A 14,015-nucleotide genomic window follows, 5' to 3' on the forward strand; every position below is an offset into this window, starting at 1 on the left:
CCCGCCGCCATCGAATACTGGGCAGTAGCCAATCCGCTTCGGGAGAGGAGCATCGGGCTGACATTGAGAAGAGCTTCATCTGTAGTGTCGGGCACCATGGGAATGAGCTGGTTACCCGCCAGTGCGAAAAGTTCTTTCGAGGCGACTACCGCTCTGGGGAGGCGTGCGGTCAGCACGGGTTCGCAAGCACACAATCCAGATTCGGGGTTTCGGTAAACCCTTGCGTATGGACCGCATCGTCGGCAAAACGATGGCAAATTCATCCCCGCTGAACCAAATTTTCACACCAGCCGCCAAGAACAAATTGCGCAGCTAATTAGCTTGCCTTGGCCGGTAGTGCCAAGGGTGGCTTAGTAAGGCATCACGACAGTCAAGCTGACCCGACGCTCGCGCTTTAACTGGTTGGCGCGAATTGGCGTAGGTGACTGGAATTTGCTAGGCGTGTACTGCACACAGAGGACGCCGCACGAACGCGCCACCTTGAGCTACTGATGGCTCTGCCAACACCGTTGCTGAGGAGCTATGTCCACGTACCGGTGTTGAGCATTGAGCCAAGCACCTGAACATACCTGTGCCCCAAAGCCACTTCCAAGCATCCCCTATTCGCCTGTGCGTAACCCAGAGTACGCCTGCCAATCCTTAGTCCTCTTCGTGAAACCTTCGTTCATCTACGGGGACTTGGACTGGACCTTCTCCCACAGCTTCTCGGCCCAGGGAACGTCAATCGTCTTCCGCGCGTAAACCGCAAACGAGCCCTTGCAAAGGATACCCTCCTCCACAGGATACAGCTTGCTCCATTGCTCCGTCGTGTGCTGATTGTTCTCCTTGCCAGTGACGAGGGCGCAAGTGTCGTGCTCAAAGAAGAAGCTAAGCAACTCGCCGCGCCCCCACTCCCGTGCATCTTCGCCGAAGATTTGCTGAAACCGCTCCTCACGAGGCATGGCGTGGGCTCTTCGAAGCCCTGCGGCGCTCTTGTTCTCGGCGATGTGCTTCAGCGCCTTTTCCGAGATACACACCACGCGCCAAGCATGAGCGCTGTCGGCAGCGTTTTCGAAGGTCCGCTTCTTGGCGTGGTTGCTCATTGACTTGGGCGCCTTCCGCAGAAGCAGATACATGGCGAATAGGAAGTCAGCGGTCTCTTCGTCCACCTCGTAGGGCCGATTGAACTGTTTAAGGATGGATGGTAGGGCGGTTTTGGGCATGAGTCACCTGTAAAAAGGGTCTGCTGAAAACTGGTTATATTGATAATAGGCGCATTTTTTCTGAAAACCACTTCTTCTTGAAACAATTGAAATGGGACGCCGTTTCTGCAACGTTACTCAAGCGGTTCTCTTGGCGCTTTAGAGGATGCCTATGGTTAATGGATTCAAAATAACCGCATCTGCCTGATGCTCGAACCTTCTTTCGCTGCAGGCTTTTCGTCTACTCAATCTGTAGGTGGCCACTCAGGCACCTTACTTGAGCGAATTGCTACCCACCTAGCAGGCAGCAACACCAGTCCAACGACGGCCAAAATCGGCATGAAGATGACGGGCCCACCGGAGGATTCCGCGTGCATGCGCCGAAACCCGTCGATTACGCGTTCGCGCTGATGAGCGATGGGCACCAGGATTTCGGCGAGTTGCACCGCGCGCGCCACGCCGGCCGTGCCGTCTTCCATGTAGCTTCGAACAAACTCCCAGTAGCCCAGCAGCACTTGCCGTCCCACGTCACCTGCACCAACCGGTGCTAGCGCGAAGGTCTCCACCACCGTCATCCTGTCGTCCGCCAGAACGTGGCCGCGGATGTTCCAGTTGTTCATCTGGCCCGTGGCCAGGCAAAAGAAGATGTCTTTCCAAGGCACCGAGAGGACGGTGCCATCCAGCCTGAAAACGTGCACGGTCTGGGTGACCCGGTCAAAGCGAATTGGGTAATGCGTGAAGGCGAACAGCTCCTTGCGCAGCATCCAGTACAGAAGCACGGCGACAGGGGAGACCAGCAGGAACATGAACACCATGACGGGCCAGTCCTGGGCCAAGCGGCCGGGCGTCGTCGCGCTTATGAACACCATGCTGCCCAGCATCCAAAGCAGCATGGCGCTGGCGACCGCGACAAAGGTGGTGAGGATGCCCTTTCACGCATAGAACTTGTCTGTGAGCTCCAGGAACTCGTCGTCGGCGCGGATGACGCTGAGCTGATAGGCGGGTTCGGCCTGCAGCGGCTTGCCCTGGTGCAGTTGGCGCTCGCGGTCCAGCTCGGTCAAGGGCCGTTTGATGGGGTATTTGGTGGTCAGGCCTGAATATTCCATGCGCTCGTGAAGTGGCCAGCTCAGCTGGGCCCTCTCATCCTCGGTCAAGTCCTTAGCGGCGAGCGCTCGCCGCTTTTGCCCACGGCGGCCGGTGGGCAGCGCTCGGGTGTTCCTGCTTTACCAAAGGTGGCTGCCACCTCCGCAGGCCACTGCGGAATCTTGCTGGTGCGCATGGCCAGCCAACGCCCTGGCGCGAACACGGCGCTGATGAAGCCCCAGACCAACACGAGGGGGGTCGACTCACCGCTGGCCACCGCGTGCATGCGGTGAAAACCAAAGGCAAAACTTTCTCGCTCTTTCTCAATGGGCAGCAGCACCTGGGCCAGCGCGATGGCTGCCTGCGGGCCGTCCTCCATGTACCCGCGCACCATTTCCCAGAAGCTGAGCATGATGTGGTGGGCGGTCTTGCCGGCGGTGGGGCTCAAGGCAAAGGTCTCCAGCACCGTCACTCGGTCCTCAGCCAGCACGTGGCCACGGATGTTCCAGGCGCCGCCTTGGCCGGTGTCCGTGCAAAAGAAGATGTCGTCCCAAGGCACGGACAAGACCGTGCCGTTGAGCCTGAACACATGGACCATGCGCGTGATGCGGTCCAAGCGAATCGGGTAGTGCGTGTAGGCAAAGGATTCCTTGCGAAAGCCCCAGTTCATCACCCAAAGCACCGGTGCGAGCATGCCGTACATCGCCAGCAGCACGGGCCAGTCCTGGACCATGCGGCCAGGCGTGGTGAGGCTGAACCCCGTCACCGCGCCCAGGAACAACAAGACCATGGCGACGGGCACCAGCATGACCGTGGTCATCGCGCCCTTGAGCGCGTAATACTTGTCCACCAGTTCCAAGCCAGCTTCGTCCACTTGAATGACACCAAGCTGATAAATCAGCGGCACCTCCAACTTGCGCTTTTGATGCAGCTGTCGTTCGCGGTCCAGGTCCGTGAGGGGCCTGTTGACCGGGTACTTGATGGTGAGCCCTGAATATTCCATTTTCAAAGGCCGTTCGTGCGGACAGGTGTCTTGGCGCCCTGAGAATATGTCTCTTGACGAGCAGTCAACGGCATTGCCTTTCGGAAGCGCAAATTAGCCACTGGCCAGCCCCGCGGCAGGCCCACCCTTCGAGTTCGTCCTGCCAGGGGGCGATGCGGAGGTTTTGCCAAAGGACGCGACCACCTCTACCGGCCATCTTGGAATGTGACTTGTGCGCATTGCCAGCCACCGCGCCGGGGCCCACACCAGGCACAGCAATCCGTAGACCAACACAAACAATCTGGGTGCCCCTGCTGATTGCGCATGCATGAGGTGAAATCCGAAGGAAAGGGTTTCGCGCTGGTGTTCGATGGGCAGCATCTGGGTGACCAGCTTCGTGGCCTGCTGAGGACCTTCCGCCATGTAGCAGCGCACCATTTCCCAAAAGCCCAGGACCGCGCGCTTGCCCGTGTCGTTGTTGCCTCCAGTGGCGCTCAAGGCGAAGGTTTCCAGGACCGTGAGTCCGTCGGTGGCCAACACATGGCCCCGGACATTCCACACATTGCTCTGGCCATGGGCCAAGCAAAAGAAAACATCTTTCCAGGGTTTGGACAACACGGTGCCGTCCCTGCGGAACACGTGGACCATTTGCGCCATGCGGTCAAAGCGAATCGGGAAGTGGGTGTACGTGAATGCATCGCGGCTCAGAGCCCAGCTCAACGCCGCGAACAAAGGAGAGGCAATCACGGCCAGCCCGAAATACAGCAGCCAATCCTTGGCCAGCCTGCCAGGCGTCTCCAACGTCACCGACAGCATGGCGGCAAAGAACACCAGTACAAGGCTGGCTGACAGCAGCACCACAGCTGTCAGTGCGCCGCGGCCTTCGTAGTATTTGTCCACAATTTCGAGGCACTGCTCGTCGACTCGCACCACGCTGAGCTGGAAGGCTTGCGCGCTGTCGACGTGAACGGCCTGGCGCAATTGATTCTGGCGCTCCGCGTCAGTGAGCGGCCGATTGACGGGATACTTTGTGGTCAGGCCGGTGTAGTCCATGTACAACTTTCAATCATCAGGAGGTAGCCTTCTTGAACTCCGCCATCTCTTCTTCAAGCGTCTTGTAGCGCTCCGCGTTCTTGGCAGTGCCCCACAGGCATCGTTCCAGCCAGTCCTGCACCTTGTTGTTCTTGAAGTATTCGATGGCCACGGCAATCACTATCAGTATGCCCAGAAGGATAAGCCCGAAGCCTGTGAACCCCAGCCACATGGCCACCGCGAGCCCGACTCCAAAAATGGCTGAGGTGCCATAAAGGAAGGCCATGCCGGCATTGCCCTTCTGATTTTCTTTGTAGGCATGATAGAAGTCCCATCCGGCCATGACCATGGCACCGATGAAGCCCACGACCCGCCCGCCCAAGCCCAGCCATTCAGCCTTTGCCACCAAGCTGGGGCCAAACCGGGAGCTCAGCAGCGGCAACTTGCTCAATCCAAGTGCGAACAGCTCCCCCATGGTTCCGCCCAAGGCCATCATGCCGGCCGCCATGCGTTGTAACGCTTCGCCCTTCTCATGCGCCATGGCCTTGTCACGGTCTTCCATGAGCTTTTGAAGGGCACAGAACTGCAGGGCCGCACCTACCGCGCCGGCCAGCTCGGTGTCCAACATCATCAAGAATTTCTTCTTGTCGGTCCCCTCAAGTTTTTCGCCTGCCAGCTTTAGGCGCCGCAACTCGGCCGACACGGCTCGTTCCATTTTGCGCTGGTCGAGGCCCTGTCCGTTACCCTTGAGCAGCTCTCGAATCAGCATCGAGCGGAACGCCTTCTTGCCGCCTTTGACTGACTGAGCTGGTAGGCCAGTTCAACATTGAGCTTCTTTCCTTGGCGAAGCTGGCGCGCACGGTCTTGCCCGGTGAGGGACCGCTTGACCGGATACTTGGTTGTTAGCCCTGAATACTCCATGTTCAGTGGCAGCTTGTGCTTTCAGGCAACAACTTGGCGGTGGCGAGCAGAACACCGCCCGGCGAAGGCAAGGTGCGCAACTCAGGCCTCGGCCTGTCGTGGCCGCGACTCGCTCTTGGTTTTGTGGCTTGCCTTTGCACTGGGCTTGCCCAGCTTGCCGAACGAAGCCCTCACGTCAGCAGGCCACTGCGGAATCTTGCTAGTTCGCATCGCCAACCAGCGGAAAGGCGCGAAACACGCCGAAATGACGCCGAAAAGCAGCACGGCAAGCACCGACTCTCCACTTGCCACCGCATGCATTCGGTGAAATCCGAACGAGAAGCTCTCGCGCTGGTCGGCGATGGGTAAGAGTATTTGAGCCAAATTCATCGCGGGCTCCGGGCCGTCCTCCATGTAGCCACGCACCATCTCCCAAAAACCCAGAGCGACCTCTTTGGCCGCGTCCCCGGCTGTGACACTGAGCGAAAACGTTTCAAGCACAGTGACCTTGTCCGAAGCCAATACGTGTCCTCGGACGTTCCAGAAATTCATGTGGCCCTTGTCCAAGCAAAAAAACACCTCGTCCCAAGGCACGGACAGCACGGTGCCGTTCAGCCGGAACACGTGGACCATCAGCGCGATGCGGTCAAAACATATCGGGTAGTGGGTGAAGGCGTAGCCCTCCCTGCGAAAGCCCCAATACAGCACCGCAAACAAAGGCGCTACCATGGCATAGAACGCCAACAGAACAGGCCAGTCCTCGGCCATTCGTCCAGGCGTCGTTGCGCTGAAAATCGTCACATCGGCCAGAAATAAGGCGAACAAGAATCCAATAGCTGCCATGGCAAATGTCATGGCCCCCTTTAAGGCGTAGTACTTGTCCACGAGCTCCAGCGTTTGCTCGTCGACCTTGATGACGTTGAGCTGGTAGACGAGCGCAACATCTAGTCTCTCGTGCTGCCGAAGCTGGCGTGCGCGGTCCAACTCCGTGAGAGGCCGGTTGACCGGATACTTTGTGGTGAGCCCTGAGTATTCCATCTGGTGATTTCGGAGGTCTTCGAGATGGTTAAGAGTTAGCTGCCTTCAGCTGGGCCATTTCCTCTTCCAAAGTCTTGTAGCGCTCGCTCCCCCTGCCCCATAGGCACCGCTCGAGCCAATCCTGCAATTTGTTGTTCTTCACGTACTCGATTATGCAGGCCACGACCATCAGCAACCCTATGAGGATGAGTCCGATGCCGGTCCAGCCGAACCACAGAACTGCCGCTACCAACCCTCCAAGAATGGCGGAGCCAACGTAGGCCAGTGCAATGCCCGGATGGCCCTTCCGGTAATTCTCGCGAGCCTGAAGCAGGTCCCATCCGGCCATAACAAGTGCGCTGCAAAGGCCCAGCACCCGCCCGCCTAATGCAATCCACTCGGCTGCTTTCGCAAGACCCGGCCCAAAGCGAGGAATAACGACGACTACCTTTCCGAGCCCTGTCCCCACCAACTCAGTGATGGTGCCAGCGAGCGCGACCTGGCCGGCTCGCAGACGTTGGTGGGTTTCGGCCTTCTCTTGGGCCATTGCCTTGCCGTCGTCTTCCATCAGCTTTTGCGCGACGTTGTACTGAATGAGGGCGCACACCATGGTCACGACAATGCCAATGCTTCCTTTGAGCACATTGCGCGTTGGGTCGCCAATCTTCCCGCGCCAGGCCGACAGGTTGAGCTCTTCGACCTGCTGCGGTGTGCGAATTCGCGATGCCACCCATTTGGCTCTTTCCTGAGCTGGCAGGCCTTCGGGCATGCCACGAAGTTGCTCCGGGTCCACCATTAGCAAAAATCGCTTCTTGTCGGTACCCTCCAGCTTCTCGCCTGATAGCTCCAAGCGTCGCATCTCGTTGGCCACTGCTTGCTCCATCTTGCGCGGGTTGGTCGCCTGACCGTTGCCTTTGAGGAGCTCCCGGATAAGCATCGCGCGGAATGCCTTTTTGCTCCCCGTGACTTCGACGGCGACAAACGGCTTTTGAGTGTAGAGGCTCAGTGCCACCAGGCCCGCGCGGACCTTGCCGTCATACGCTCTTCCTATGACCTTTGAGATGGGCCCCAGCACTGCTGCGATGAGCCTCCCAAGCGCATCGGCTTCACCCATGGCAGCCCGTTCCGTGGCCTTGCCAACACTGCCCATCAAGGCGTCAAAGGGATAGCCACGCCAGTCCAGCGAGACGCCCAAGCCCTTAGAAATTTCGGAGGCCGTCTTGTCCAGGTTGAGGGTCAGCGCTCTTAAAAGAAGGTTTTCCTTCTTGGTGATGTCGCCGTCAAACCAGTCGACGTACAAGTCAAAGCAAGCCGCTTTGTCCTGCGTGCTTCCGATACACATGTGCAAAGTTTTGGCGTAAACCAGGCCGACACGCTCATCCGATGCGTCGTGGGTGCACTCGAACTTGGCCGCCATCAAAGTGGACTTCATCCAAGCCGTGTGGGCCAGGGCCAAAGGCTCAATGTTCGCTTTGTCGAAGGTCTGCAACTGCGCGTCGAAATCCTTGCGCCAAGCAGCAGCGGCCTTGAAATCGAATTTGGTTTGATAGCGAGCCCACTCGTGGTCCCCAGCCCGTTTGGCTTCAGCTTCCGTCACGGTGCGCACATCTTCGACTTGCGCCAGCTTCTTTTCCCGGTACCCCGAGAAGAGCATGCCAATGTCAGGTTGGCCAAGCATGTCGTTGGCAGCCTTATCTGCCGCGGACTCTTCAGCGCTGCGTGCGTACTCACGAACCGCCTGCTCAATGTTGGTGATGGCGTTGCTGACTGCCAGCTCCCGCTTTCGCACCTTGGCATTGCTGAACGCATCGAAGCTGTTTTGCATCAACAGCGCCAGGTCGGCGGCAATGGCTGCGGGGTCGGCCACGGCCATGACCAAGCCGCCAGCCGTCGAGATGAGAGGAACTCTTTCTTTGAGTGCTTTGGCCGTGGACGCCTTGGACTTGAATTTTGTAATAGACGACGCTAGGGCCTTGCCGGCCGCATCGCTGAGCGCGTACTCGGCCACCACCTTGTCGACTTCGTTGATGTCAACCGCGCCGTGGTGGGCTTTGCTGGCCACCCATGTCTTCACGTCCAAGCATTGCATATGGCGTGCGCGGTACGCACCGTCATTTTTGTGTTTGGTACGGACGGCTTCTGTCCATTGCACGTCGCTGTACCCGAACCAAACGTTCGTTGCATTCTTAACGTCAGGCACGGTCACACAGCTGGCCACTGTGCCGCACTTCTCTGGCGCGCAAGAAAACTTCAGGTTAGGCGGCGTGGACTCATTCGGCTCCAGCTTGTAAAAGTACCCGCCCTCCACGACGGCATACGCCTCTAGCTTCCCTCTCGCCTCGTCGTAGGTATACAGGAAGCCGGGCCTCAGATGCCTGAGCGTGTAGCTGGCGGGATTGATAGCGATGTCAGCAGCGCCAGCCATCATGTCTTTGGGCACCGCAGGGGCGTGCATTCCGGCAGGCGCCACCGCAGGCCTGGCAGGCAACACGGCCAAGCCCTTTTTGTCGCAAAACTCACACTGCATTTAATGTCTCTCCGGTCTTCTTTTATGCTTTGGCGCGGCCAACTCGGTTGTCTAGCTCAGCCCAAAATTCTTCTGTTTGCGCGCCGGCCACTTCAGCATAGGTTGCCTCGCGTGTCGCGACGCGAGTCATGAGCGGATGGAATTGCGCGGCCTGCCAGAACTCTTGGCCATAGCGCGCGGTGTGTTCCGCAAAATCCACACGGCTGGCCATGTCCCAAATGGTCATCGAGTGGGCTTGCGCGTCCGCCTCAGCCAATTGGCGCGCCCGGCCCGGCAAGTCATTCACCGAAGGCTGCCCTTGGCGTGCGAACACCCGATTGATAACCCCGATGCTTTGAATCTGCTGCCATTGGGCAGGGCTCCACTTCGTAGGGCCCATCTGCTTTTCGCCCGTAGGAAACTCGGTTTGGAGCCACATCCCCTGCCAACTCCAACCAACCGACCGCGCAGGACCGACCAAGTAGGCCAACTGCTCTGGCGTAGCAATCCACAGCAGATTGGCCCAGACCCTCACGTCGTGCCAGCGTAGCCAGTGCTTGCTGGTGTCCGGTGCTTGAGTAACCTGCGTTAACGCCCACCTGCCAAGGTCGGCACCAGGGGTGATGTCGCCCAGCAGCAAAGGAGGCGCAGTCAGGTTTTCTGACTGGTCTAACTCGGCAAGTACTTTGTCGGCATCGGCAGCCGATAGGTCCGACAAGTCCAATAGACGTGGCAAGTGGTCCGCGTCGTCCGCCAGCGCCTCACAGGCAAGCGCCCAGGTGTCTTGCGGGTTGACCGACGGGTAGTCCACCAGCGCATCGGCGTCGAAGACCAAGAGAGGATGTGCGTGCAGCAGACGATGCAGCAATGGTGCGGCAGTCGTGGGTAGTGGAGTCTGCATGCGGCTCACTGGATAGGCACCGTTGCATCGCCAGCCCCGCCCGCCTTGGATGCAGTCATTTTGCACAAGCTGCCGGGCTTTGTGAGCGTCGGACCCTGCGGTGATGCGCTGGCTCCGCCTGTGAGCACCTTCATTGCCGCTTTAAAGCTTGCGGTGCCCGACGTCCCGACTGTGATGTCTGCGCCATTGATTTCGATGAAACTCCCTGCACCGTTCAGCACAATGCGCTGAGGAGCAGAGATGACGATGCTGGCGCTGGTGCTCTGCAGGTCGATGCTCTTCTCAGCTGTGAGAGTGAACTTATCAGTTTGAGCCTGCGTGTTGACGTTGCCGCTTGCGGCATGCAGCTTCAGACCCACATCCTGCACTGCCCGCTGCCCGTCCGTACTTTCTCCTCGGGTGAACAAGGAGATGCCGCCCTGGACGGCCCAGGCCTGATTGCGCTGGCTCAACAGGTTTACATCTTGATTGGCAGTCACGGTGGCATGCCCGCCCACGGCCATCACGGTGTTGGCGGGCGTAAGAGACGCGATATCGCCGGCAGCTGACAACAAAATGTCAGGCTGACTCAAGACGGGAATGGTGCCATGCCCGCCATCAATGGCAGGAATTTCCCTTGAGGATTGTTCTGCGTCGGAATAACTCACCTTGCACCCTGATTTCCAGTTCATTGAAACTGATTTTTGGGCGAAGGATACCTGCTGCTGAGCTCACCTTGCCCCCCCATCGGGGGGTGTTAACAAGCAATTACAAACTGGTTGCCACCACGGCTTGGAGCCGCCCCAGCGCTGCCTCAACCCTCTGAAGATTCGGCGGTCGGCCCGTTCGTATCAATTGGTCGAGGGCCTCGTCCAGCGCCTCGGCACAACTTCTCCAGGGTTGAGCAATGCCCAAGGATGCCAACTTGGCGGAAACCCCCGGCGCAGCTAAGCTGAGTTGCGAGCCTTCAGCGGTCAACCGTCCATGTGCACTTCCCAGCCGAACTGCAAGTGCCTGGATGTTCGAGCGCGACTTTGAATGGCCAATGTCATTCAAGGCCTTCTCAACAAGTTCCAGTTCGAAGCTCACCGAGAAGCCGGGCCAGTGGGAGTGCCGGTCCGCGAAGTACTCATGCCAAATCTGTCGCGCGTTCAAAGTGGATGTCGCTTGAAACACCAAACCTTTGCCTCCATCGGCAAGGTAGTGCAGAGACAAATCAGCCACGTGGGCCAGTTCATGCCAAATTGTGGTCAGTCCGTACTGTCGCTCGACTTCACTGTCAGGAGCAAATGCGTATGCCATCACATGCGCCGGCATCACGACAACGATGCCGCAGTTCATCGGGAATGCAAATGCGCCGGAACGGGACTTCAAATCCTCCAAGTCCGGGTAAAGGCGACCCAGGTGATGGGCGTTGGCCTCAATGACGGCATTCCTGTCTGACGCGATGATGAAGCGATACAGGCCCTTAAAGGACATCCACGGATACCGCATCGCCAATACCGCAGCGGTTAGCTGCACATAGCTGGCGGCTTGTTGCGCGGCCTTCTCACTGGCATTCGGGAACGATATGCAATCACCCAATGGGGCGGAGAAAGACTCCGCTGGCTCGCCATCAACTTCCGCGGCGAATCCAATGGCGGTAATGGTCTCGCAGGTTTCAGCGCAAAGCGACGAAGTGGATACGCTCATGAATTGATAGCTACTCGCTTGCAATCGAGCTGTCGAAATTTTTCTGGTGGCGCTAGAGTTTTCCCATCAGCACCGCCTCGAACGACTCACTGTTGAGAAATGAAGATGTTAGAGCGCGGCCGTTCTCCATTGCTTTGGCCCAGGAAGCCAACGATGCGTAGTGTCGGTCAATAACCTCGTAGGACGAAAGTAGGTATTCGAGTGCCTGCGTACATCCGACCAACGTCCACACGTCAAATCGTTCGATGAAATGATGGACAAGTTCATTCCTCATTTGAACGAGTTCGCCGAGTTCTCTGACCAAGCGCGCGTGCTCAACCTCAGGCATTTCAATCTTGGTCCGAAAAGATATCCAACCCACCAAGCCAACATCTGCATTTGGCCCGGCGACATCGTCGTTGTGACGCTCTGGCCTGCGAACCGAAAGAAAGGAGCCAGTCAGCTGCGTAACCAGCCCTCCCAACGTCTGCTTGGTTTGCTTTGCGACTTTCTCTGCTTGCAGCGATTCTAGTTTGTCAGCCGGTCCTTCAAGTTCGTGATGAGCCACGATTGCTTTCAACAACAGCTCGTATTGTTGGAGTCGCAACAGGCAGCGCCCCAGTCTTCGTTGAACTTCAGGCTGGATGGAAGAGACGTCTTCAGTCATTGAATTCTTTAGGACGCGCTAGTGGCGGCGAACGTAGATGACCTTCGTCGGCGCCATACGGCAGACAAGTAGAGCTGCAATGGCTGAGAGCAAAAGCACCAACCCGGGTCCAATCCAAGTTCTTTCTTTCACCGGACCGAGAAACTGCAATGCAACCAGACTGCATGCGCATGAGGCCAAAAAGAAAGCAACAAACGCCAGCAGAAAACGAAAGGCCCATTTCTTCGTGCGTCGCGCTCCGCACCCGCGGCAGACGTTAAACCCCTCGAGCACCACCGTGCCACAGTGACCGCACTGCTCATTCGCTACTGCGCCCATCTCTATGCCCCCAGTCTTTGTCGAGCGCAGTCTATGGTAGCTGAGGACACCATGCGAATGTGTGACCTCAAATCAAAAATGACTCGACGCTGCTTCCGGCATCCACCTCTGCTTGGAGCCATCGAGGCTTGTTGCCACGTCCCGACCACGTCTCACCGGTGGAAGGGTTGCGGTACTTCGGCGCCACCTTTTGTCCAGTCCCAGGAAACACCGAGGGTTCCTTCGCGTACTTGGCAAATTTTGGCCCGAGGTCAGCAAGCATTAGCCCATGGGTCTTCATAGCTTCTCTGATGTGAACAATCACGGCATTTCGCTCTTCATTCTTTGCGGCCGCAAGCTCCCTTTCGAGCTCAAGCGTTTGCTCTTCGAGTTCGGCTTGTCGAGCAAGCAGCGTGGATACAGAGGTCATGGCCAAGTCGAAAGTTGATGTCACCCCGATTTTGACATCCGCGTCCCGGCCAATGATGTTGGAGCAAAGGGCAAGAGCGAATGAGTGCGTTGACCACAGACGGAACTCAATCCGGCAGCCGACAGCGATGTCGCTGATGAATTAGTCGAAACCGGCCTGGCGGGCGTGGCAAGCGGGTGACTCGACGTAGTACGTTAATCACCGTTCTGGATGATTAACGTACTTCGTAGGAGCGGCAATCATCCGAAAAATTAGACTTATCACCGGCCATTCTTCCATATGAGCGCGCAGACGTTCACCCACTAAGTCATTCCATTTCAGGTGTCTTGACTCATCCAAAATCAAGGCCAAGTTGCTGCTGGACTGCGCCAATTGAGTCATTCGGCTCAATTGACTCTTCCACCTTGGGCTTCTTTGTCCTAGGCGGTTCGGGGCAGGAGGCAGCAACCAGTTCTTCCGCTGCGAAAGAATGGAAGAAGTCGAACGCGTTGCCTGGACTACAGTCAAGCCATGCGTCGTACTCAGCTTCGCCCAGCAAGACTACCGTGCGCTTTTCCTCCGGTTTGCCTTGGTTATCAAACGGCCGGTGGAAACGATGCAGCAAGGGGTGAATGTCAGCATTTATTGTGAGCATGCTGAAGCTCGTCACTCTGTCGTCATCGTCAGGATGGCGTTTCCAGATTTCCCATATGCCCGCAATCCCCATTGGCTGTTGGTCAAATCGTTGTATGGCGAAACGTTCAGACCTCCGGCTTCCCGCTGCCCACTGGTCGAGGTCATACAACGGTTCGTAGAACCGCTCGGCGGGAATGATGCACCACTGCCGTTCTCTAAATGGCCCTTTGTACGACCTAGCGGTTCGAACCCTGTCGTCACGTGCGTTCATCGTTGAGAGTTCGCGCTTGCCCGTCTTCGACGCAGCCGGCACCAGACCGAACTTAGCCAAGACGGACTCCCTTGCGCCAGGCCGACCTCCGCGTGGTCGGCGGACGATAGGCGCGACGTAGTCTGGATACACATCGTCGCGCCATTCTCCCGTCGGCTTGCTCACGCCAAAGTGGCTTTCAAACAGGTGGGGCTGTTGCAAGGTGCGAAACTGGTTGCACATGCGGTTGACTTTGCCACAAACGCAACTCTTGCGATGTCCCCACATAACTCACACCCTGCTCACACCCTGTCTAGGCCAACTTCGCGCGGAGAGATTCGAACGGATGCTGCAAGCGCTGAGCTGGCTTAGAACCGAAATTTGCGACAAAGGGCCTGGTTTAGACCGCAAAAAAAATCGACGACTGCAGATTCATGGGCATGCATCTCTCCACGTTAAGCATTCCTCGAAATCCAGCCCATATCGCGAAAAGTCCCGAAGTCT

Annotated in this window: 14 protein-coding genes; all 14 read right to left on the reverse strand. The window is 57.7% G+C overall.

All coding sequences use genetic code 11. The features are described 5' to 3' along the window. Positions 1-668 precede the first annotated feature (668 nt). The 14 genes from PSV38_RS03245 to PSV38_RS03310 all read right to left on the reverse strand — a co-directional run bounded on the left by PSV38_RS03245 (position 669) and on the right by PSV38_RS03310 (position 13,799). Positions 669-1,202 carry a hypothetical protein gene (locus PSV38_RS03245; protein ID WP_300544789.1) on the reverse strand — a complete coding sequence of 178 codons (534 nt, stop codon included), beginning with the start codon at positions 1,200-1,202 and terminating at the stop codon, positions 669-671. 224 nt (positions 1,203-1,426) lie between these two features. Further along, a complete protein-coding gene (locus tag PSV38_RS03250; protein ID WP_300544791.1) occupies positions 1,427-2,074 on the reverse strand; it encodes a DUF6708 domain-containing protein in 648 nt (215 codons plus the stop codon). 39 nt (positions 2,075-2,113) lie between these two features. Then, the gene (locus PSV38_RS03255; RefSeq protein WP_300544793.1) at positions 2,114-2,287 is read right to left on the reverse strand and encodes a hypothetical protein; all 174 of its coding nucleotides are present in this window, start codon (positions 2,285-2,287) and stop codon (positions 2,114-2,116) included. Between the two features lie 44 nt (positions 2,288-2,331). Next, on the reverse strand, positions 2,332-3,267 hold the full coding sequence (locus tag PSV38_RS03260) for a DUF6708 domain-containing protein (RefSeq protein WP_300544795.1): 936 nt from the start codon (positions 3,265-3,267) through the stop codon (positions 2,332-2,334). Positions 3,268-3,360: 93 nt separating this feature from the next. Next, positions 3,361-4,299 carry a DUF6708 domain-containing protein gene (locus PSV38_RS03265; protein ID WP_300544797.1) on the reverse strand — a complete coding sequence of 313 codons (939 nt, stop codon included), beginning with the start codon at positions 4,297-4,299 and terminating at the stop codon, positions 3,361-3,363. Between the two features lie 16 nt (positions 4,300-4,315). Continuing rightward, positions 4,316-5,047, reverse strand: coding sequence for a hypothetical protein (locus tag PSV38_RS03270; protein ID WP_300544800.1), 732 nt, complete (start codon positions 5,045-5,047; stop codon positions 4,316-4,318). A 233-nt stretch (positions 5,048-5,280) separates the two neighbouring features. Then, entirely contained in the window at positions 5,281-6,216 is a 936-nt protein-coding gene (locus tag PSV38_RS03275) for a hypothetical protein (protein ID WP_300544802.1), read from the reverse strand. 28 nt (positions 6,217-6,244) lie between these two features. Then, positions 6,245-8,722 (reverse strand): T6SS effector BTH_I2691 family protein, encoded by a 2,478-nt coding sequence (locus PSV38_RS03280; protein ID WP_300544804.1) that lies wholly within the window; start codon positions 8,720-8,722, stop codon positions 6,245-6,247. A gap of 22 nt (positions 8,723-8,744) precedes the next feature. Beyond that, positions 8,745-9,602 (reverse strand): hypothetical protein, encoded by an 858-nt coding sequence (locus tag PSV38_RS03285; protein ID WP_300544806.1) that lies wholly within the window; start codon positions 9,600-9,602, stop codon positions 8,745-8,747. Between the two features lie 5 nt (positions 9,603-9,607). Then, a complete protein-coding gene (locus PSV38_RS03290; RefSeq protein WP_300544809.1) occupies positions 9,608-10,273 on the reverse strand; it encodes a DUF2345 domain-containing protein in 666 nt (221 codons plus the stop codon). Positions 10,274-10,349: 76 nt separating this feature from the next. Continuing rightward, a complete protein-coding gene (locus PSV38_RS03295) occupies positions 10,350-11,273 on the reverse strand; it encodes a hypothetical protein (protein ID WP_300544811.1) in 924 nt (307 codons plus the stop codon). Positions 11,274-11,325: 52 nt separating this feature from the next. After that, positions 11,326-11,919, reverse strand: a complete 594-nt coding sequence (locus tag PSV38_RS03300) for a hypothetical protein (protein WP_300544815.1) — start codon at positions 11,917-11,919, stop codon at positions 11,326-11,328. A gap of 385 nt (positions 11,920-12,304) precedes the next feature. Further along, positions 12,305-12,646: an H-NS histone family protein gene (locus PSV38_RS03305; RefSeq protein WP_300545540.1), complete on the reverse strand. Its 342-nt coding sequence runs from the start codon at positions 12,644-12,646 to the stop codon at positions 12,305-12,307. Between the two features lie 331 nt (positions 12,647-12,977). Continuing rightward, complete coding sequence (locus PSV38_RS03310; protein WP_366526635.1) at positions 12,978-13,799, reverse strand: SOS response-associated peptidase family protein; 822 nt, start codon at positions 13,797-13,799, stop codon at positions 12,978-12,980. Between the last annotated feature and the right edge of the window lie 216 nt (positions 13,800-14,015).

It is taken from the genome of Aquabacterium sp., assembly GCF_029946005.1.
In the GTDB taxonomy this organism is placed as follows: Bacteria; Pseudomonadota; Gammaproteobacteria; order Burkholderiales; family Burkholderiaceae_C; genus Aquabacterium.

What these genes read in the sequence shown, in the direction of transcription:
- PSV38_RS03300 (WP_300544815.1), bottom strand. Translation starts at nt 11,919, where the DNA reads ATGACTGAAGACGTCTCTTCCATCCAGCCTGAAGTTCAACGAAGACTG.
- PSV38_RS03295 (WP_300544811.1), bottom strand. Translation starts at nt 11,273, where the DNA reads ATGAGCGTATCCACTTCGTCGCTTTGCGCTGAAACCTGCGAGACCATT.
- PSV38_RS03250 (WP_300544791.1), bottom strand. Translation starts at nt 2,074, where the DNA reads ATGCTGCTTTGGATGCTGGGCAGCATGGTGTTCATAAGCGCGACGACG.
- PSV38_RS03305 (WP_300545540.1), bottom strand. Translation starts at nt 12,646, where the DNA reads ATGACCTCTGTATCCACGCTGCTTGCTCGACAAGCCGAACTCGAAGAG.
- PSV38_RS03245 (WP_300544789.1), bottom strand. Translation starts at nt 1,202, where the DNA reads ATGCCCAAAACCGCCCTACCATCCATCCTTAAACAGTTCAATCGGCCC.
- PSV38_RS03255 (WP_300544793.1), bottom strand. Translation starts at nt 2,287, where the DNA reads ATGGAATATTCAGGCCTGACCACCAAATACCCCATCAAACGGCCCTTG.
- PSV38_RS03275 (WP_300544802.1), bottom strand. Translation starts at nt 6,216, where the DNA reads ATGGAATACTCAGGGCTCACCACAAAGTATCCGGTCAACCGGCCTCTC.
- PSV38_RS03310 (WP_366526635.1), bottom strand. Translation starts at nt 13,799, where the DNA reads ATGTGGGGACATCGCAAGAGTTGCGTTTGTGGCAAAGTCAACCGCATG.
- PSV38_RS03265 (WP_300544797.1), bottom strand. Translation starts at nt 4,299, where the DNA reads ATGGACTACACCGGCCTGACCACAAAGTATCCCGTCAATCGGCCGCTC.
- PSV38_RS03280 (WP_300544804.1), bottom strand. Translation starts at nt 8,722, where the DNA reads ATGCAGTGTGAGTTTTGCGACAAAAAGGGCTTGGCCGTGTTGCCTGCC.
- PSV38_RS03270 (WP_300544800.1), bottom strand. Translation starts at nt 5,047, where the DNA reads ATGCTGATTCGAGAGCTGCTCAAGGGTAACGGACAGGGCCTCGACCAG.
- PSV38_RS03290 (WP_300544809.1), bottom strand. Translation starts at nt 10,273, where the DNA reads ATGAACTGGAAATCAGGGTGCAAGGTGAGTTATTCCGACGCAGAACAA.
- PSV38_RS03285 (WP_300544806.1), bottom strand. Translation starts at nt 9,602, where the DNA reads ATGCAGACTCCACTACCCACGACTGCCGCACCATTGCTGCATCGTCTG.
- PSV38_RS03260 (WP_300544795.1), bottom strand. Translation starts at nt 3,267, where the DNA reads ATGGAATATTCAGGGCTCACCATCAAGTACCCGGTCAACAGGCCCCTC.